We start from the raw sequence: 17,233 nt of genomic DNA, 5'->3' as shown, positions 1-17,233 counted from the left end.
CCATACTATCCTTTCCAAATTTTCCTTTACAAACTACGCCAGCCTGACAACGGCTGTATGTTGTACTTGTTGTTCCTGCTTTCCGAACCAATGTAATTTTTCTGATAAATTCACAACCTCTCCCACCACAATCAAAGATGGGGAAGCCGCATGTTCAGCTAAATCAGTAAGCTCACTTAACTGACCTTTCAACACTTTCTGATGTTTCTGGGTACCACGCTCAATGATCGCCACAGGCGTTTCAATCGAGCGTCCATGCGATATCAACTGATTTTCAATATGACAGGCTTTCATCAGTCCCATATAAATAACCAAGGTTTGTTTACCACGAGCCAAGGTCGACCAGTCGACTTGATCTCCATCTGGTTTAAGGTGCCCAGTAATAAACATCGTACTCTGCGCATAATCTCGATGAGTTAGAGGGATCCCTGCATAAGCCGTCGCTCCTGCCGCAGCCGTGATCCCAGGAACAACCTGAAATGAGATGCCTGCCTCAAATAAGACTTCGAGCTCCTCACCACCACGGCCAAAAACAAACGGATCACCACCTTTAAGCCGAACAACTCGCTTACCTTGCTGAGCGTAATGCACCAACAAACGGTTGGTTTCCTCCTGAGGCACACTGTGGAATCCGGCTTTTTTTCCGACACTCACTAATTCAGCATCACGACGGACTAATTCCATCACCTCGTCTGAAACTAAGTAGTCATGAAGCACCACATCAGCTTGTTGCATTAGTTGTAATGCTCGCAACGTCAATAACCCAGCATCACCCGGCCCAGCACCAATCAGCGCTACTTGACCTTTCGGTTCAACCTTACGGGACAAAGCTTGCAACTCCTGCTCAGCATCTTTATCTCGACCAGCCGCTACGAACTCAGAAAAGCGCCCATTAAATGCTTGCTCCCAAAAATAACGGCGAGCTGTCAACGTATTGACGACCTTTGTCAGCTTGGTACGGAATCGCCCTGCAATCTCAGCCATTTTTCCTAGGTGCTGTGGCAAAATAGCTTCGAGTTTCTCACGAATTAACCGCGCAAGAACTGGCGCACGACCTGAAGAAGAAATCGCCACAATAATGGGTGAACGATCAACGATAGAGGGAACAATAAAGCTGCAACGTTTAGTATCATCAACCACGTTCACTAAGACCTGACGTTGATTGGCAGATTGATAAACAAGTGCATTAACCGTCTTACTGTCGGTAGCGGCTATGGCCAAAAAGATCCCGTCTAAATGCGCAGGGGAAAATTCTTGAGCTAACAAGGTGATTTCATCAGACTGCAAAGCTTGCTTAAAATCCGAATTAATCTCCGGCGCAACTAGGCGAACATCAGCTCCTGCCTTTAACAGCATACGGGTTTTACGCCATGCAACCTCTCCACCACCGACAACTAGACAAGGTCTACGCTTGAGATCTGCAAAAATTGGTAAATAATCCATTTTAAACTTCCTTATATGCCAGAACCGCCGTATTCACCGTTACCTTCATGCAGTCCGCACTCACGCTTGAGTCCGAAAAAACGAGTGTCTTCTTCTTTCATACCTGGTTCCCACTTGCGGGTCGTATGGGTATCACCAACTGACAGATAACCCTTTTCCCAAAGAGGGTGATAAGGCAGATCATGCGTGTTCAGATATTGATGGATCTTTTTATTACTCCAATCAATCAAAGGTAGGAATTTAAACAGACCATTCTGCACAGCTAAAATAGGCAAGGATGCTCGTGACTCAGCCTGATCACGTCGTAAACCGGAAAACCAAGTCCCAATATTCAGCTCTTCTAACGCCCGTCGCATTGGTTCTACTTTATTAAGGTCGTTATACTGTTTTATCCCGTCTACACCTTGCTCCCAAAGCTTTCCAAATCGCGCTTCCTGCCATGCTGGCGATGATTCCGCGCGATAGACATGCAGGTTCAACGACAATCGGTCGGTCAAAGTGTCGATAAATTGATAGGTTTCTGGAAACAGATATCCGGTATCGGTTAAAATCACCGGAATATTAGACTTTGCCCTAGTTACCATATGAAGCATCACCGCCGACTGGATCCCAAAGCTCGAAGCTAATGCAAACTCACCTTGAAGATTTTTGAGAGCCCAACGAATACGCTCTTCGGCAGAAAGTGCTTCCAGTTCAGTATTGATTTCGGAAAGCTGTATGGTTTGTTCAGCTTTATTTTGTTTTACCAAATCAGCTAAATCTAAATTAGGCATAGAAATCCCTCTTAGAAACCAATACTGGCTCGATAATTTCGGCGCGAATTGTGAAATCACCAAAATCTTCCCCTTGCTGACGCTCAGCAGCCCAACGCCCAACTAATTCATCGATCTCTTCCATGATTTGCGCAACCGTGATGTTTTCTCGATACATCTTAGGTATTCGAGTCCCGCTACGATTACCACCTATGTGAAGGTTATAACGACCCGGAGCTTTACCAACTAAGCCGATTTCCGCCAACATTGCCCGACCACAACCATTAGGGCAGCCAGTAACTCGCAAGATTATGTTTTCATCCTTACCTAAGCCGTTCTTTGCCAAAAGCCCTTCTACATCAGTCACAAACTCAGGCAAAAAACGTTCTGCCTCAGCCATTGCCAATGGACAAGTTGGAAAGGAAACACAAGCCATTGAGTTTTTCCGCTGTTGACTGACACCATCATCGAGCAAACCATGTTCGCGGGCGATATTTTCTATTTGCTGTTTATCTTCAACTGCAACGCCCGCTACAATCAGGTTTTGATTGGCGGTCATTCTAAAATCACCTTTATGGACTTTAGCTATCTCAGCAACACCAGCTTTTAGGGGCTTGTCGGGAAAGTCGAGTAAGCGACCATTTTCGATAAATAGAGTTAGGTGATATTTACCATCAATGCCCTCTACCCAACCGAAACGATCACCACGTCCGGTAAACTCATAAGGACGACTTTCAGCAAACTCAACTCCGGCTCGTTTTTCAACTTCTGCCTTGAATACATCTTTCCCAACACGATCGAGTGTGTATTTGGTTTTGGCATTTTTTCGATTAGAACGATTACCCCAATCACGTTGAGTCGTTACGACTGCTGCTGCAACATCGAGGGTCTTTTCTAGAGATACAAACCCGAAATCATCGGCGCGGCGGGGATAGGTCGACTTGTCACCATGTGTCATGGCCAAACCACCGCCCACTAATACGTTAAAACCTACCAACTTACCTTCTTCAGCAATCGCGACAAAGTTTAAATCATTAGCATGCACATCCACGTCATTTTGCGGAGGGATCACCACGGTTGTTTTGAATTTTCTAGGTAAATAGGTGTTTCCTAGGATCGGCTCATTTTCTGTGGTTTCAAGCTTTTCTCCATCAAGCCAGATCTCGGCATAAGCTCTAGTCTTTGGCAGTAGGTGCTCGCTGATCTTTTTCGCCCACTCATAAGCTTCAAGATGAAGCGTTGACTCTACTGGATTCGACGTGCACAAAACATTTCGATTTACATCCCCTGCAGTAGCGATGGAGTCAATGCCAATTTGATTGAGTGTCTGGTGCATCAGTTTGATGTTGGGCTTCAATACACCGTGAAACTGAAATGTCTGGCGGGTCGTCAGGCGAATACTTCCATATACCGAGTGTTTTTCAGCGAACTTGTCAATCGCCAACCACTGTGTCGGGGTAATAATTCCCCCTGGCATCCTTGCCCGTAGCATGACATTTTGCAGAGGTTCGAGTTTTTGCTTGGCTCTCTCTGCACGGATATCACGATCATCTTGCTGGTACATGCCGTGAAACCGGATCAGCTGAAAGTTATCAGCGTTAAACCCACCCGTCATATGATCTTTCAAATCGTCAACAATCGTGCCACGCAATAAGTTACTTTCACGCTTTAGGCGTTCATTATCTGATAATTTTTGCTCGCTCATTAATATACATCCCTTTGATAACGCTTGTTCTTGCGCAGATCGTTCAGATACTGCTCCGCCTGTTCACGGCTTTGTTCACCTTGCTGTTCTACGACGTTGAGCAGGGCTTCATGGACATCTTTAGCCATTTGATTTGCATCACCACAAACATAAACATGGGCACCATCTTGCAACCACTGCCAGACTTGAGCTGCATGCTCTAATATTCTGTGTTGAACGTAGACCTTTTCTGCTTGATCACGGCTAAATGCCACATCCATCTGGGTTACAACCCCAGACTTGAGGTATTTCTGCCATTCAACCTGATAGAGGAAATCTTCAGTAAAAGTTCTATCACCAAAAAATAACCAGTTCTTACCTTCTGCATTGCGGTTATCCCGCTCTTGAACAAAAGCGCGAAACGGTGCAATACCAGTACCTGGGCCAATCATTATCACAGGTGTATTGTCATCCTCTGGTAACTTGAAATTACTATTAGGCTCAACGAAAACCTTCACTTCATCACCTTCTTCAAGTCGACTCGATAAGTAACTGGATGCCCCACCTTGGCGGAGCTCTCCGTCTTGCTCGTATTCAACAAGCCCAACAGTTAAGTGAACTTCATCATCCACTTCTGCCTGACTTGAAGCTATGGAATATAAGCGTGGGGTTAACCTGCGCAGCAAGCCAATAAGCTGCTCTGCCGTCAGTTTGGTTTCCTTTTCAGTCAGTACATCGATGATCTGATGATTACTGGCATAGCGACGTAGCTGCTCTTTATTTTCCAATAGCTTGGTGAGCGGTTTACTACCGGATAGCTCTGCAAATTTTGTTACCAGTTGTGGATTAGCGGCAGTGATTTCAAATTTACTAATGAGTGCCTGTTTGAGCGAACAACGCTCACCTTCCACCTCAACTACCTCAGAGCCGTCAAGTCCAACACTTGTAATCACTTTATCTGCCAAGGCAGGATCATTGTCATACCAGATACCCAAGGCATCACCTGGCTGGTAGATTAAATCAGAACCTTCGAGATCAATTTCAATATGACGAACATCCTTACCTGAACAACGCCCAGTAATTTTTTGATTGGTCAGCAAGGTAGCTGAAAATGGATTTTGCTTTGAATAGGCCGATACCACAGATTGGGCATGGTTAAGTGGAAGTTGTACCACTTTGGTATCAGTGACTGATAAGGTTTGTTTAACTTTATCCAATGCCATTTGTCGCCACTTGGTTGCTGGAACATCATAGTCAACATCACAATCCAAGCGCGGAAGTATTGCCTCTGCACCCAGTTTAGACAGGTAATTGTCAAAGTCTTTTGCCGTCTGGCAAAAGAATTCATAACTGGAATCACCTAAACCAATCACTGCATATTTCAGATTGGTTAATTTTGGTGCTTTCTTAGACTGCAAAAATTCATGCAGTTCAATAGCATCATCTGGCGCTTCACCCTCACCATGAGTGGACGCAATAATAATGACGTGGCTTTCTTTCGACAGTTTTTTGCCTTTGTAATCTCCAGCGGAAAAGAGTTCTACGGCTACACCTGCTGTACTAGCATCCTCTTTCAGTGCTTCAGCAACGCCTTTAGCATTCCCTGTTTGCGAAGCATAAATAATAGTGAGCTTACCGGCAGGCTGGTTAGACACAGCATACTGTGGTTCTGGCTGTAACTGTCCAGCCGATTGAGTTTGGCTTAACCCCCAGAAGTAGCCACTGATCCATGACATCTGCTGGGGCGTTAGCTCAGCTGCTGTTTGTTGCAACTGATTAAGCTGCTGATCATTGAGTGGACTGGCTAAAGCCGATAATTCCTTAAGTAACATGACACGACGTTCCCTATACAGTACGACGTGCTAGATTATCGACTTAAATAAATAATCAAAAATAATAGATAAATATATTTTATAACCTTTAGGTATGGTTAAATATCCAGCCAAGTAAGATTAATCTCATTTGATATTTTGGTTTTTTTAAAATGACAATATCTGAAGGTTTTAAGACTGGATATTGTTTCCTAGATAAAAAAGCCACGTAAAACGTGGCTTGCGTACTTGCGCGTTGTAATAATGATTTAGAGCTCATTTTTACACTAATAGGCTTGTGACTGTAACATAGTCTAAGACTTTTGTTTTTTGTCATTACATCTTATTAATTAAAAGCTTCCACTCACCTTCTATCTATTCAATATCACAAGAAAATCTAACATCAAAATATTTGATTCCATAAAGACATGATGGCTTCAGGATTTACTATTCTATGTATTCATTAATTAATCTGCATACGCTTAGCAAGGTTAAGTGTAACATTTTGACCACAAAAATATTCATATCAATCACCAGCTAGTGCTTTCACATTAAGAACTTGATGCTCTTAAATTATTGCCCATAAATTAGATATTTTGGCCACACCATTTCAGCCTCGGTATGAAACTTGAAGCTTGTGACAATCTCTTTATTTTTGTTATTTCGGTAAGTAAAAAACTTAGAATATAGTATTCCTTTTTTGTAGTTAATAGTGACAAGGTACACACTAGATTTAGAGCTGATTTTATTGCTTTTGACAATTTCAAAACCTTGATACTTTCCGTAATAATCTTCAATTTGACGGAACCTATTCGCTTGCGATAAAGCGTCTAAGTTATTTTCCATTGCTCCGCCTTTTACCCAAGACTGAATAGCACTTCTAGGACCGTCAGATGAATAGGCTTTAAAACCTGCTGCAAGGGAATTCGGTATCGGACTGGCTTGAATAGAAAAGGCTGATGCAAAGAGAATAGTGCCGATAGTTAACTTTTTCATTGATACTCCATGTATATAATAAGTTATTGTGTGTAGATTTTTAATTTGAGTGAAAGCGCATAAAACATTACAGCCCAAATAAAGCTTGTGATAACGAAAAGAATTACGAGGATTGAAAATGGTAAATCAAGAAATCCCCCTCCTCCAAACAACCAGGAAATGGCAATTAATGGAAACAATATAATAGTTCCGACCATAGGTGAGATTTGAAGACCAATAAATATCCCTAAGAAAGTAAAAATAATACCCATGATTAGGCAAATAAAATAACGAAACCTCATTTACGACTCCATAACTAATGACAAAGGAGCCAATGTATGGTTTTCCATAGCAGCACTGAACTTCCCATTAGTTTTGCCACAATATTAACTCACAAGGAGAATACAGCCTACCATTTCTGCTCCAAAAAAGTCGCCAATGATTCCTGCAGTAGCTTTTCCCCTTAGTCTAAGTGCTTACAAGGTGTAGAACACAAACCTATACCTTTAAAATTTATTTCAGATATTTGTAATTTCATGCACACTTTCTTACTGCTGAATTAATTTTAATTCACTGTTATTGCTAAACACTGACATGTTTACAAAACTTAAGCTATTGAATTAATTTTAAAGTATTAACGTGAGTAAACTATGGCAGTTGGCGGCTCAAACTTAACAGTAGAACACTCTTTTTGGACTAAAGAGAATGAAAAGGAGTTGTACAATAACGGTGTTGTTACAGTTAGTTGTAAATCGAGTGACGGTGTGAAGCACAAGTTTAAAGTAACTGGTAATCCGCTTGACGGCAAAGGTATACGTGTTGTAGAAATATTTGGCATCTGGGTAACAGCAAAAGCAGTGCCAACTGAAGTCTGTTCTGTTGCTTTACAACAGATATTAGTAAAAAGCGACACTCAAGAATTATCTTGGTTGAAAAACCAAACTCTGGCTGCTCAAAATGAACAATTTTGGACAATAGTCACCGATGCTTCCGCCAAACAAGCCGCCATGATTATGCGTGAATTCCTTTATTTCCGTGATCAGCTAGAACCATCGACTCAGCAAGAGACTTGTGAAGAGTTTCCCACTCAACAAGATACGATTGAAGATGACAGTTTTACTTTTGAGGGAATGGTTAAACTTGACGTTTTCAATCAACCTGAAGATGTTGAGCAAATAGAAGATACAACTAAGTCAGCGCGTGATGATGTTGATCAAACTGAAGTTACCGCTAATCCAGAGCATGAGGATGTTGTTCAAGCTGAAGTTACCACTAAGCAAGACGATGCAGAAATAGATCAAGTAGACGTCGTCATGGCCCCTGAAGCTGACTTTATCTTTTCAGATTCAAAAATGGTTTCACTCGCTTTAAATGATCCTCAAAAATTAGTTTTTTTGGTACGAACATTACCAACTCACAAGCAACAGCCATACTTTGAGAGAATTAGTCCTCTAATCTCCTCAGCAGACTTCATTACAAGTTTTATCAACTTAAAAGCTGAATGTCAGCTAAATCATTTACTTGATATTCTCGGCCCTGCAGGCATTACTCGCATCATAAATGACGGGACAATAACGACATTACTTCAACATAAACACCTAAAAGCCGAAAGCATAGTATCGCTCTTAATTAAAATGCCTCATGATTCATCATCAGAGGTGGTAAGAGCCTGTTTTAAAGTGATGGTTTTACGACAGGCTTCAACTGAAGTTATTAAATCGGCTTGCAAAAGATTACCACCTTTGGTTTGGGAAATGTTAAAGAAAGATAGCAAGCTAGATTCATATTTACTTCAACTGATTGAATCAGATATTCTGAAGGCTTGCGTGCTGATATCGGTGCTGAACGAGCACATCCCTGGCGTAGTGAGTATTACAGTAGTCATTCATATGTTGAAACAAAATGATGCTTTAATTTGTGAACCTGAGTTGTCTAGAGAGGAAAGAATAAGAAAAACATGGGCAGAATATATACTACCACCAGTGCAAAAAGCTATTAATTCAAGGCGTGAGCAAGCCAAAGATGAATGGAAACAATGTCTAAGTTATTTACTAATAAATGAATCAAGAACTCAAGGAACATACTGTTTAAGATGGATGCCTCGTGCTACTCATCTCTGTATTGGTTTGTCTGATAACGCCTCTGAGCTAGAGAGAGTTCGCCATTTTGGCGTAAAAATTCCCTCTATTTTGAAAACGTTGTCAGAAGTCACACCACAATTATCAGCTAAGCATCCATCGGAAATTGAAGAGCTGGTGAAACTTGTAGTCGATGATATCGCAGACAGAGACACCAGAAGGATGAGTAACTTGACGCTATCCATCTTACTTGAATATTCCAGTGGGCAAGTAAAACAGCAAATCATAAACACGTTATATAAATACGTTCTTTCACATCCAACCATGTATGATTATATAAAAGCAAATGTTCTCGATTTCGCGGCCTTGCGAGGAGTAATAACTTTTAATGTAGAGTTACAAGCTGATATAGAGCAGGTGAAAAGTGATGACTTTCGTTTATTGCTAGCTATTTATAGTTGCTTGCAACTCGAACAAAAACCATCAGCAGGTTTTTTGATTGCCCAGCGATTATTAGTATTTAGCGACCGAGATTTCGATAAAGCAATCCCAGAAGATGAACAAAGAGCTAAAAGATACGATGAAGACAATTCGGTTTTTACTGATGCACTTTATGACATGGAAGGAAGTCTGGCTGGTCTATTAGCATCTCCTGAATCTAAGCAGAAACGATTTTCTTTAGCGGTGAAACGAGTTTTTACTGAAAGTCGTAAACCAAGCCCTACACGAATCGTAAGTGCTCTGCAATTAGCTCTTAACAATTCTGCACCGGAACAGCATCAGCGGTTAATTAAAAATGCAGTAGAGTTAATTGAGCATGTTCAATCACTACAAACTGACGGCAAAGATTTAATGCTCGAGTGTTTCATTCTAATGCCCACTGACGCCAAAGCTATTTTGATATCGACGAATAAAAGCATTACTAATGTTATTTCAAGTAGGAAACTTCAATTGCTACGTTCAATACCTGTTGATGAGGCTATATCTGTATTTAAGCAATCAGAAACATCTGAAAGCGCAAAAAGGATATTGGGTCTATTCACGCAACGACTAGCAAGCGAATTTCAAGATGATGCTGCTGGAAACTCTGAACGACTAGCAAATATTAAAGCACAAGCAACCGCTATTATTACAATGTTACCTGATATGTTAACTGGCTGGGATTTAAACTATTTAGCGCAAATCTTAGGTGATGACTTTGCAAAAGCCTGTGTGCAAGTGCCATGGACAACCATAGAGCAACTTTATCCCTACCAACCCAGTAAAGCTAAAGAATTGCTTATTAAACATGTAAATAATGAATTTTTATTTGAATATTTTTCTTCAGAAGAGCCTCTATATAAAGCAGAACTGGCTAAAGCCCTTTCGTTAGAGCAAAAACAGGAATACTTGGCTTACTTAAAGGAAAATAAATCAGAATTCAAAGCCTTACAGATGGTAATGGCACTAGAAACGCAAGTTAGAGCACAATTCATAATGGACAGTTTTGGTGAAGACGCTGACGACTTGCAACAAACAATAATTGCTCGTGCGACACGGACAACTGGGGCCAAACAACTCAATCTACAGCAATTAACAAACTTAGCCAGCATGCTTAATCAGCACTATAGAGCGAATTTATTAAGCCAATTACCGGCTGATACTGCAGCTAAGATTAGTGAAGAACTAGGGAAATACGAATCACAAGTCTAACTAAGCAAGCTTCTTATGCAATCCATGCGCTACTGGTGATTTAGGTCGATTTCTTAACTTTTTATAGAGCTCTGGTTTATCGCTTACAAAATTATCCACTGAAACTTTCGAATTCAACAGGATAGAAATATAAGGTGTTTGTAAATGTTTCCCCTGATTCTTTATCACCAAATGTCAAAAATAATTTATATTTATCCATAGGACACCCAACAAACTCGGTAGTTTGAATCTCTAAATACAGCCTTGAATCATCAAGTCTCATTTTCTTATAATTATTTTCTTTCCAAAAAGCCTGTAGCTCATGCTGCGTATATTTACTTTTTTTAATTGAAATTGCAGAAATATCCTGCTTAGTAGAGTAAATGACCTTATTTGTTTCTGCTATTTTAACTTGAGAGATAGGAACTCTTTTTGTTGATGTTTCAAAAAAAGAACTTGATACATCAATAGTTAGCCCTGACTGCGACCACAACATCACATAGAAAACACTATTATCTTTAGGGCAATATTCTCGATTATGTGTAAGTGATATCCAAGAGCTAGGTAGAATTCGTATAGATATATCATGGTTAATATCAATTAGAGAGTTTATCTCCCATTGACTTGAAAAACCAATTTGACGATATTCACCTTTTGTGAGGCCAGAAGCGGTTACAATTGTCTCATTGTAACTAGTCGAACATCCACTAAGAATAGTTCCGAGACAAATACTAAATAAGCTGATCTTTTTTGATGAAATCATGCAAATACCTAAAAGAGCCGTTTAGTTCCTAAAAAATAAAATATCCCATAGATACAGCAAATGATTGAACTCACCATCCAAAATGTAATCGAGTTATGATGAATATTTGGGCTAGTAGTCACGAATGGCAATATCAAACCTGCGATTCCACGAACTAAATAAACAGTCGTAATTAAAACGAGACATGTTTTGAGGAGAGGCAGTTTAATAATTACCCCTACACCAGAAAAAGCGTAAAGCCCCCAAACACCAAGAATTGCCGAGATAATAAGCGTTGCAATTGTTGGATAAGGATCCCCAGCTGCAGCCATTTGAGCCATTTTTTCGCCAGCACCAAAAAAACGATACCAATCAGGCCCACCGAAAATACAACTGATATGTAAAAGCGCAGCTATAATACTTAGCCAGCCCGCAATAACAAGTAAATTATTCCTTTGCATTGAATTCCCTAAACCCCATCTGATTTTATCCCGCGGAAGCTTTATTTACTTTCCCGATAAAAATAACCGTTCTTCAAATAATAGATAACCTGCTTGATCACCTTTTTGTTTTTCATCATGAATGGATGAGTAACAGGCATTGAAATATGATCATTCATCCCTTTAAGTTTTGTACGTTCAACAGTGACTTTCCCATCATCTTTACCCGGCAGAAATTTGGAAAGAATAAGATTGATACTTCGAGTTCCAGCTATAACACCAACATCGAACTCAGCAGCTCCAATGCTGTTAGGAACCGACATTTTTCCGGTACCTAACTGTAGACCAGCAGGTCCTCCTATTTGTTTAAAGCCAGGGACATTTTTATAGGTATCCACCACTTCACTTCCTTGATTTGGTGGACCTAGCATAACCACTCGACCCAGATTATCTATTTTGTGATCTGCTAGGTAAGTTCGAACGACAATGCCCCCCATTGAATGAGTGACAAAATTTATTTTTGCTCCTTTGGGGCATTGCTCTATGGCCGAAGGAACGACGTTTAATGAAAGCGTTTCTATAGGAAAATTTCTAGAATCGTAGTCAAAGTTGACAGTTACAAAACCTTCTTTAACTAATGCCTCATCAAGTTTCCTCATATCACGCTCCGACTTTGCTAATCCGTGTAAAAGGATCACACAACTATTGGCAAACGAAAAAGTAGAAAATAACAGTAAAAATATAGCAAGTGGAATCTTTTTCATATTAACGACTTATATCCATTTAAGTTTCAATTCTTAGTATCTGACAAATACTTTCGATAAACTATCTCGAAGTAAGCTACTGGGCAAGCAGCATAAGATATTGAACTATTCTGAGCAGTAAGAACACTAATCCCAAAATTAATTATTGAGTGCCCTACAGGAGTATGAGTTCATTTCACGGTAGTCTTGAACGATTTCTTCACCTTGAGCAATATCCTTTAAAGCGATAAGGTACGCATTATCTTTCCATGTAATGTTGGATTGAGTCGCATGATTACAAAATCGGATATTGTCATGAGATAAATGCCAATACCCTTTTACTTCATTAAAGAAGCCATAGTGTTCAATAAAGAACTGCTCATTTTTATCTAATTTAGTAAATTGTTCCTTGCTTATATGCAAATCCAACTCCGGAACCTCTGTGTATATGACCTCCCCCTTTTGGATCGATTGTTCTGCAAATAAGCCAATCCCGTGAATTGAGCTTGGAGCGATAGAAACCTTCACATTAAACATCCTATGCCTCTTTTACTTTATTACGATGAATTGGTATTAAAGCCTACCATTTCGTAACAAACTTAAGCTGAACACCATATAGTTTAATGGTTACCAATGTATGCCCTCAAACTCTTATTATTCAAAGTAACCTTTGCTATTAAGGAGATCTATCACATCACCATGACCGGTTAAAAAGCATGATAGCCTGATAACACTTCCAGATTTAAACTTTAAGGTGTACCAATTAGCATGAGAGTTCAATTTTACACTTTCTAATTGGCACCATGTTTCCATCTTTCGCCCCGTCCAAGGTGTTGTAAAATGAATGCCAATTTCATCGAACTTTCCATGAACCTTAAAATACTCAACAAAGCAATAAATTGCGATAACAGAAAATTTTATTATTAAACATGTAATTGCTAAAAACTCTATAGGATTGTCCCAAACGTCAGCGTTATAAAAAAAAGCAGCAATCAGCACTCCTGTTAAAGCCATACTTAGAAAACTCGAAGATGCAATGAAGGCTCCAAACTTCAACTCGCCTTTGACTTTCGACTTTCTAAGCTTTTTTGATGTGTAGACATTTAATATGGCGATTAAGACACCGCCAATCAGACCAGAAATAATAGCCGAGTTCATAAAAGATCCTTGAGCGTAACTGAGCAATTTTTTTATCTTCGACCAAGAATTCTCAGTATTCGTAGGAAGAGGTTAATAATATCCATATAAAGAGCGGCTGCACTATCAATGGCATTATCAACTGTTTTTGGAATAGCGTTCGCCCTCGCCCAGTCATAACCTATGTAGCCACAAAATATAAGTGCAACTATCCAGTCCATGATCCCGTAGTGTTTTTTGAATATAAAAATTTGAATAAGCTCAACGATGATGACACACAGTAACGCTATGGTTAGTCCACCAGCTATTTTATTGAAAAAGGCTGGATACATTGTGCCTAGTAGCATCATCACAAACGTGACCATACCAGTCATTTTTATTGCTTCTAATACCAAATCAGGATCGTATTGGCTAACAACCAAATTTATGATCAAGCCGAAAGGAACGACAACAAAGTTATAGCCAATAAAGCTTACAATTGGCTTATCGGAAGAGTTAAATAGGTATATTCCGAAAAAACATGAGGCAAAATATCCAATAAAAAATATGATCGGGTCAATACTTCTTATCGAATCCACTGGTATATGGGCAACCATAAACCAATTCACAGCAAATCCCCACAGCAAGGTTAATCCTATTATCAGGTTATAGGCTGAATTACCGATGATTTTATCTGTGGTTTCTCTTCTATCAAAAACGCTGTCCATAACAATATCCTTATCTATTAATTCTCGAAGTTTTCGCAGTTTTTTACTCTCTATGTTCCTACTCTCCTCCGCCTCCTCCATCGCCACAGCCAGCATCTGAGAAGAAACCGCCCTCTCCTCCCATGCCTTGGCGATTTTTCGCATAAAACAACAGAGACTCAAAATTGAACCTTGGCCAATTTCCAAAGCAAGATTTTGATATATCTTTTCTCAAGGCTTGATAATCAGAGTTCAGATTCAACTTTTCAAAATCTGACTTAGTACAGAACATCGCGTACGCGTAATCTAAGTTATGTTCGTATTTAAACTCTTTATTGAACACATCTTTTACTTGCTTTGGCGTATAGAAGGTTTGCTTGTCAAATTCATCAACTAAAGCAATAGGTATGGTTCTAGCTATCTTGGGGATAGAGTTTTTCTTAAATAGATTTGCAAACATATAGTTCCGTTATTTTGCTTTAGTGGTTATGAACTAATCCAGTTCGTTACGCAGCACCTCTGATTATGTCTAATTTGTTAGCTGGAGCATTAGGAGACATAAAATCTGGAATTGTATTTTTTGTTCTTCTGGGACGAGACAAAAACTCTACTGGCCATTCTGCAATACGTTGCTTTTTTTACATGCACGTATTTCTCATGTTCGGGCTCGTCTATGTACTCATTTTGAAGAATTAAGGCTAATGGAACTTGTGCGCCTTGAGTTGACAGATAGAACTTTTCTGCACTCTCAAACGACTCAAAAGAATAGTAATAATCATATCCCTCGACTAAATCACTTGCTCCATCACTAAGGTAACACCAAACACGATATTCAAGAACTTCATCCCAAACATAACCTCCTCCAGCAAAAGCCGCAGCTTCATAACTACCGACAAGTTCTATATCTTTGACTTCTGGATACATATCTAATATCTACCTGTTCTACGAAATTATTCATAGCCTAATTCTTTATATGTTTTTTTGTCATGCTCAGGGTAATCTGTATGGTATTCTCCCCAATCACGAAATTTATAGTATTTTGTCATTGCTTCGAAGTGACTATTTGCCTTACACGTCCAGACAAGCTTGGAGCCGGGTTCCAACAAATCTCTAGCATCATCGCCATGCTCGCCACTTAAACAAAATGTATCTAAGCCATCTGGTTCAACCCACAGCTCATGCCTCATAATTTATAGGCCTCAGTTTATTTATTTGTCAGGTACTTAATGCAAAAATGCATTTCTCTCTTATCAACCAAACCTCTTCAAAACCCTTTTTAGGAAAGTGTTTTTTAATGAATGTCTTATGGATTTCTTTTTTTCGGTGACCAACTTCGTCGGGCTGTATTTCTGTTTCCTGAAAAAAGGTATTTATAGGCTCTTCTGCTTCACAGTTAGCGCGGGTAAAATCAAAACGTTCACCTTGAAATGTTAGATAACAATGAGCTTCTGGTATGTATTCAAAATCAGTATTTTGCAGAACACTACCTACACCTAGTGTATTGGACTCCCTCATCGGGTATATACCAACTGTCAGTTGAATATCGAGGTTTAATTCGTCAGCAAGTGACTTCAATAGCGCATGCTTTGTACTGCAAGTACCTCTATTTTCAATAAGAACGAGACTCCAGTCATCACTTTTAGTCGTTCGTCCATAAGGAATGTTGCTGACGTATTCACAAGACTTGTGAAAAGAATTACAACCAAGTTCAATAAATGCTTTTTCTAGCTTTGTATTATTTGAAAGCTTCTTATCAGGTAATATGGCGCTCATAGTTTACTCTATACGTTTGGTAACATCTTTTTGAAAAACTTACCACATGACTATGTTATTTAAACTTGCCAAAAACCACTTTGAATAGTGCCAAACAGCACAATCGCACATTTACCTCGTTCAGGAATATCCATTGGAGGAACCATGACATCTGCACCTAATTTTTCCGCTTCACTGACAGCCAATTCAATATCGTCAGTAAGATAATAAGGACGAGTTGTGGGTTCTTCAGCATCGTGCATTGGTGCTCGAATACCTAGTAGGCTACCATTCGAAAGAGTAGCTGTTCTAGCATTTCCCAATTCAGGTATAACGTCACTAAATAAGATGTTTAAAGATTTTGAATACAACGAACAAACCTGCTCAGCGTCAGAAGTTACTACTTCTAAATAGTGGATTTTCGTACTTTCTTTCATTAGATGTACCTATAATGTAAGTTGATTTAGTCACGCAAAGCCAAATTAACGGATATATAGGGTGCTTAGCTAACCCATTGCAAAACAATGACGAAGTTAAATATTATGCGTCACTCCAAAAATTCTCTTTCCAATCCTGCTCCTTTGAGTAATTGAATATCTGCAGAGTTGCTTACGAATTATTAGGGTATCAGACATACCTAGCTGCCCTGTAGAGCTTCTTGCTGCTCCTCGACTTTATATAGCGCTTGCAAGATCACACTGGATAAAGTCGAAGGCACGATACAGAAGCCAAGAATAAACCACCTCCTATATAAACGAATATCTCTTTTTTGAAAGGGGGAACTTTGTTCATTTACGAATATTTTACTTGCCCCCCATAAATCACCGCTCCCATGCCACGATTTGATACCGTTTTTAAGGCAATAAACCAAGTCACTGAATTGTTCGGAAGTAAGTCGTATCTCGTACCAAGTTTTTTGGTATGTAATCAGAAAGTTATATGTGACAGATAGCTTAAGTTCAAAGCCATTTTCATCATAATTAAAAATGGTTAAGTGTACTCCTGCATCTTTAACATCTACTAGGGGAGCTTTTTGTTTATTGGCCAAAAGTACAGGCTTTCTCAATTGTATTTCATCTTTAATCCTTTTCAGCCTCTCAGGATACTTACTTGAATCTATATTGGCTTCAACATCATATAGTTCTTCTAGGCTATATTTACTGTAATTTGGTTCCATTACTACAGGATTCCTAAGTGATTTAGCAGTACATTTAATTGAGTTGAAATAACTTCTAGATACGCAGTTTTCACGTTAGGATTTCGATACTATCTTAAAATCAGACCAGCAGCATTACATTTTGCTAACAATTACTGATTAA

The 17,233-nt window shown here is 39.4% G+C and carries 18 protein-coding genes; 1 reads left to right on the top strand and 17 read right to left on the bottom strand.

The annotated features are described in order from the left end of the window. Window positions 1-33: 33 nt before the first annotated feature. The 5 genes from cysG to E2H97_RS08585 all read right to left on the bottom strand — a co-directional run bounded on the left by cysG (window position 34) and on the right by E2H97_RS08585 (window position 6,686). Window positions 34-1,443, bottom strand: a complete 1,410-nt coding sequence (cysG, locus tag E2H97_RS08605) for a siroheme synthase CysG (protein WP_133406763.1) — start codon at window positions 1,441-1,443, stop codon at window positions 34-36. Window positions 1,444-1,454: 11 nt separating this feature from the next. Further along, a complete protein-coding gene (locus E2H97_RS08600) occupies window positions 1,455-2,216 on the bottom strand; it encodes a phosphoadenylyl-sulfate reductase (RefSeq protein ID WP_133406762.1) in 762 nt (253 codons plus the stop codon). Next, entirely contained in the window at window positions 2,209-3,900 is a 1,692-nt protein-coding gene (gene cysI / locus E2H97_RS08595) for an assimilatory sulfite reductase (NADPH) hemoprotein subunit (protein ID WP_133406761.1), read from the bottom strand. The genes E2H97_RS08600 and cysI overlap by 8 nt, the downstream gene beginning before the upstream one ends. Continuing rightward, entirely contained in the window at window positions 3,900-5,711 is a 1,812-nt protein-coding gene (locus E2H97_RS08590; protein WP_133406760.1) for an assimilatory sulfite reductase (NADPH) flavoprotein subunit, read from the bottom strand. Before E2H97_RS08590 ends, cysI begins: the two co-directional genes overlap by 1 nt. A gap of 552 nt (window positions 5,712-6,263) precedes the next feature. Beyond that, on the bottom strand, window positions 6,264-6,686 hold the full coding sequence (locus E2H97_RS08585) for a hypothetical protein (RefSeq protein ID WP_133406759.1): 423 nt from the start codon (window positions 6,684-6,686) through the stop codon (window positions 6,264-6,266). 629 nt (window positions 6,687-7,315) lie between these two features. Here E2H97_RS08585 and E2H97_RS08580 point away from each other — a divergent pair. Further along, window positions 7,316-10,435 (top strand): hypothetical protein, encoded by a 3,120-nt coding sequence (locus tag E2H97_RS08580; protein ID WP_133406758.1) that lies wholly within the window; start codon window positions 7,316-7,318, stop codon window positions 10,433-10,435. A 91-nt stretch (window positions 10,436-10,526) separates the two neighbouring features. On the opposite strand, the gene E2H97_RS08575 is transcribed toward E2H97_RS08580, so the two are convergent. The 12 genes from E2H97_RS08575 to E2H97_RS08520 form a co-directional block, all read right to left on the bottom strand. Then, entirely contained in the window at window positions 10,527-11,177 is a 651-nt protein-coding gene (locus E2H97_RS08575; protein WP_133406757.1) for a hypothetical protein, read from the bottom strand. Between the two features lie 8 nt (window positions 11,178-11,185). Beyond that, a complete protein-coding gene (locus E2H97_RS08570; protein WP_133406756.1) occupies window positions 11,186-11,617 on the bottom strand; it encodes a hypothetical protein in 432 nt (143 codons plus the stop codon). A 41-nt stretch (window positions 11,618-11,658) separates the two neighbouring features. Next, the gene (locus E2H97_RS08565; RefSeq protein ID WP_133406755.1) at window positions 11,659-12,360 is read right to left on the bottom strand and encodes an esterase/lipase family protein; all 702 of its coding nucleotides are present in this window, start codon (window positions 12,358-12,360) and stop codon (window positions 11,659-11,661) included. 138 nt (window positions 12,361-12,498) lie between these two features. Continuing rightward, window positions 12,499-12,876 (bottom strand): SET domain-containing protein, encoded by a 378-nt coding sequence (locus tag E2H97_RS08560; protein WP_133406754.1) that lies wholly within the window; start codon window positions 12,874-12,876, stop codon window positions 12,499-12,501. A gap of 117 nt (window positions 12,877-12,993) precedes the next feature. After that, on the bottom strand, window positions 12,994-13,497 hold the full coding sequence (locus E2H97_RS08555) for a hypothetical protein (protein ID WP_133406753.1): 504 nt from the start codon (window positions 13,495-13,497) through the stop codon (window positions 12,994-12,996). Between the two features lie 32 nt (window positions 13,498-13,529). Continuing rightward, window positions 13,530-14,183 (bottom strand): Bax inhibitor-1 family protein, encoded by a 654-nt coding sequence (locus E2H97_RS08550; protein WP_133406752.1) that lies wholly within the window; start codon window positions 14,181-14,183, stop codon window positions 13,530-13,532. Between the two features lie 58 nt (window positions 14,184-14,241). After that, window positions 14,242-14,622 (bottom strand): DUF6559 family protein, encoded by a 381-nt coding sequence (locus E2H97_RS08545; RefSeq protein WP_133406751.1) that lies wholly within the window; start codon window positions 14,620-14,622, stop codon window positions 14,242-14,244. Between the two features lie 89 nt (window positions 14,623-14,711). Further along, window positions 14,712-15,086: a GCN5 family acetyltransferase gene (locus E2H97_RS08540; RefSeq protein WP_218938242.1), complete on the bottom strand. Its 375-nt coding sequence runs from the start codon at window positions 15,084-15,086 to the stop codon at window positions 14,712-14,714. A gap of 26 nt (window positions 15,087-15,112) precedes the next feature. After that, window positions 15,113-15,349, bottom strand: a complete 237-nt coding sequence (locus E2H97_RS08535) for a hypothetical protein (protein ID WP_133406750.1) — start codon at window positions 15,347-15,349, stop codon at window positions 15,113-15,115. A 28-nt stretch (window positions 15,350-15,377) separates the two neighbouring features. Beyond that, entirely contained in the window at window positions 15,378-15,935 is a 558-nt protein-coding gene (locus E2H97_RS08530) for a hypothetical protein (protein ID WP_133406749.1), read from the bottom strand. A 59-nt stretch (window positions 15,936-15,994) separates the two neighbouring features. After that, the gene (locus tag E2H97_RS08525) at window positions 15,995-16,351 is read right to left on the bottom strand and encodes a VOC family protein (protein WP_133406748.1); all 357 of its coding nucleotides are present in this window, start codon (window positions 16,349-16,351) and stop codon (window positions 15,995-15,997) included. Between the two features lie 200 nt (window positions 16,352-16,551). After that, on the bottom strand, window positions 16,552-17,091 hold the full coding sequence (locus E2H97_RS08520; RefSeq protein ID WP_133406747.1) for a hypothetical protein: 540 nt from the start codon (window positions 17,089-17,091) through the stop codon (window positions 16,552-16,554). Between the last annotated feature and the right edge of the window lie 142 nt (window positions 17,092-17,233).

The sequence above is a fragment of the Parashewanella tropica genome (assembly GCF_004358445.1).
Taxonomy (GTDB): domain Bacteria; phylum Pseudomonadota; class Gammaproteobacteria; order Enterobacterales; family Shewanellaceae; genus Parashewanella; species Parashewanella tropica.
Note: the sequence above shows the minus strand (reverse complement) of the source record. Positions and strands in the feature narration are given on the sequence as shown.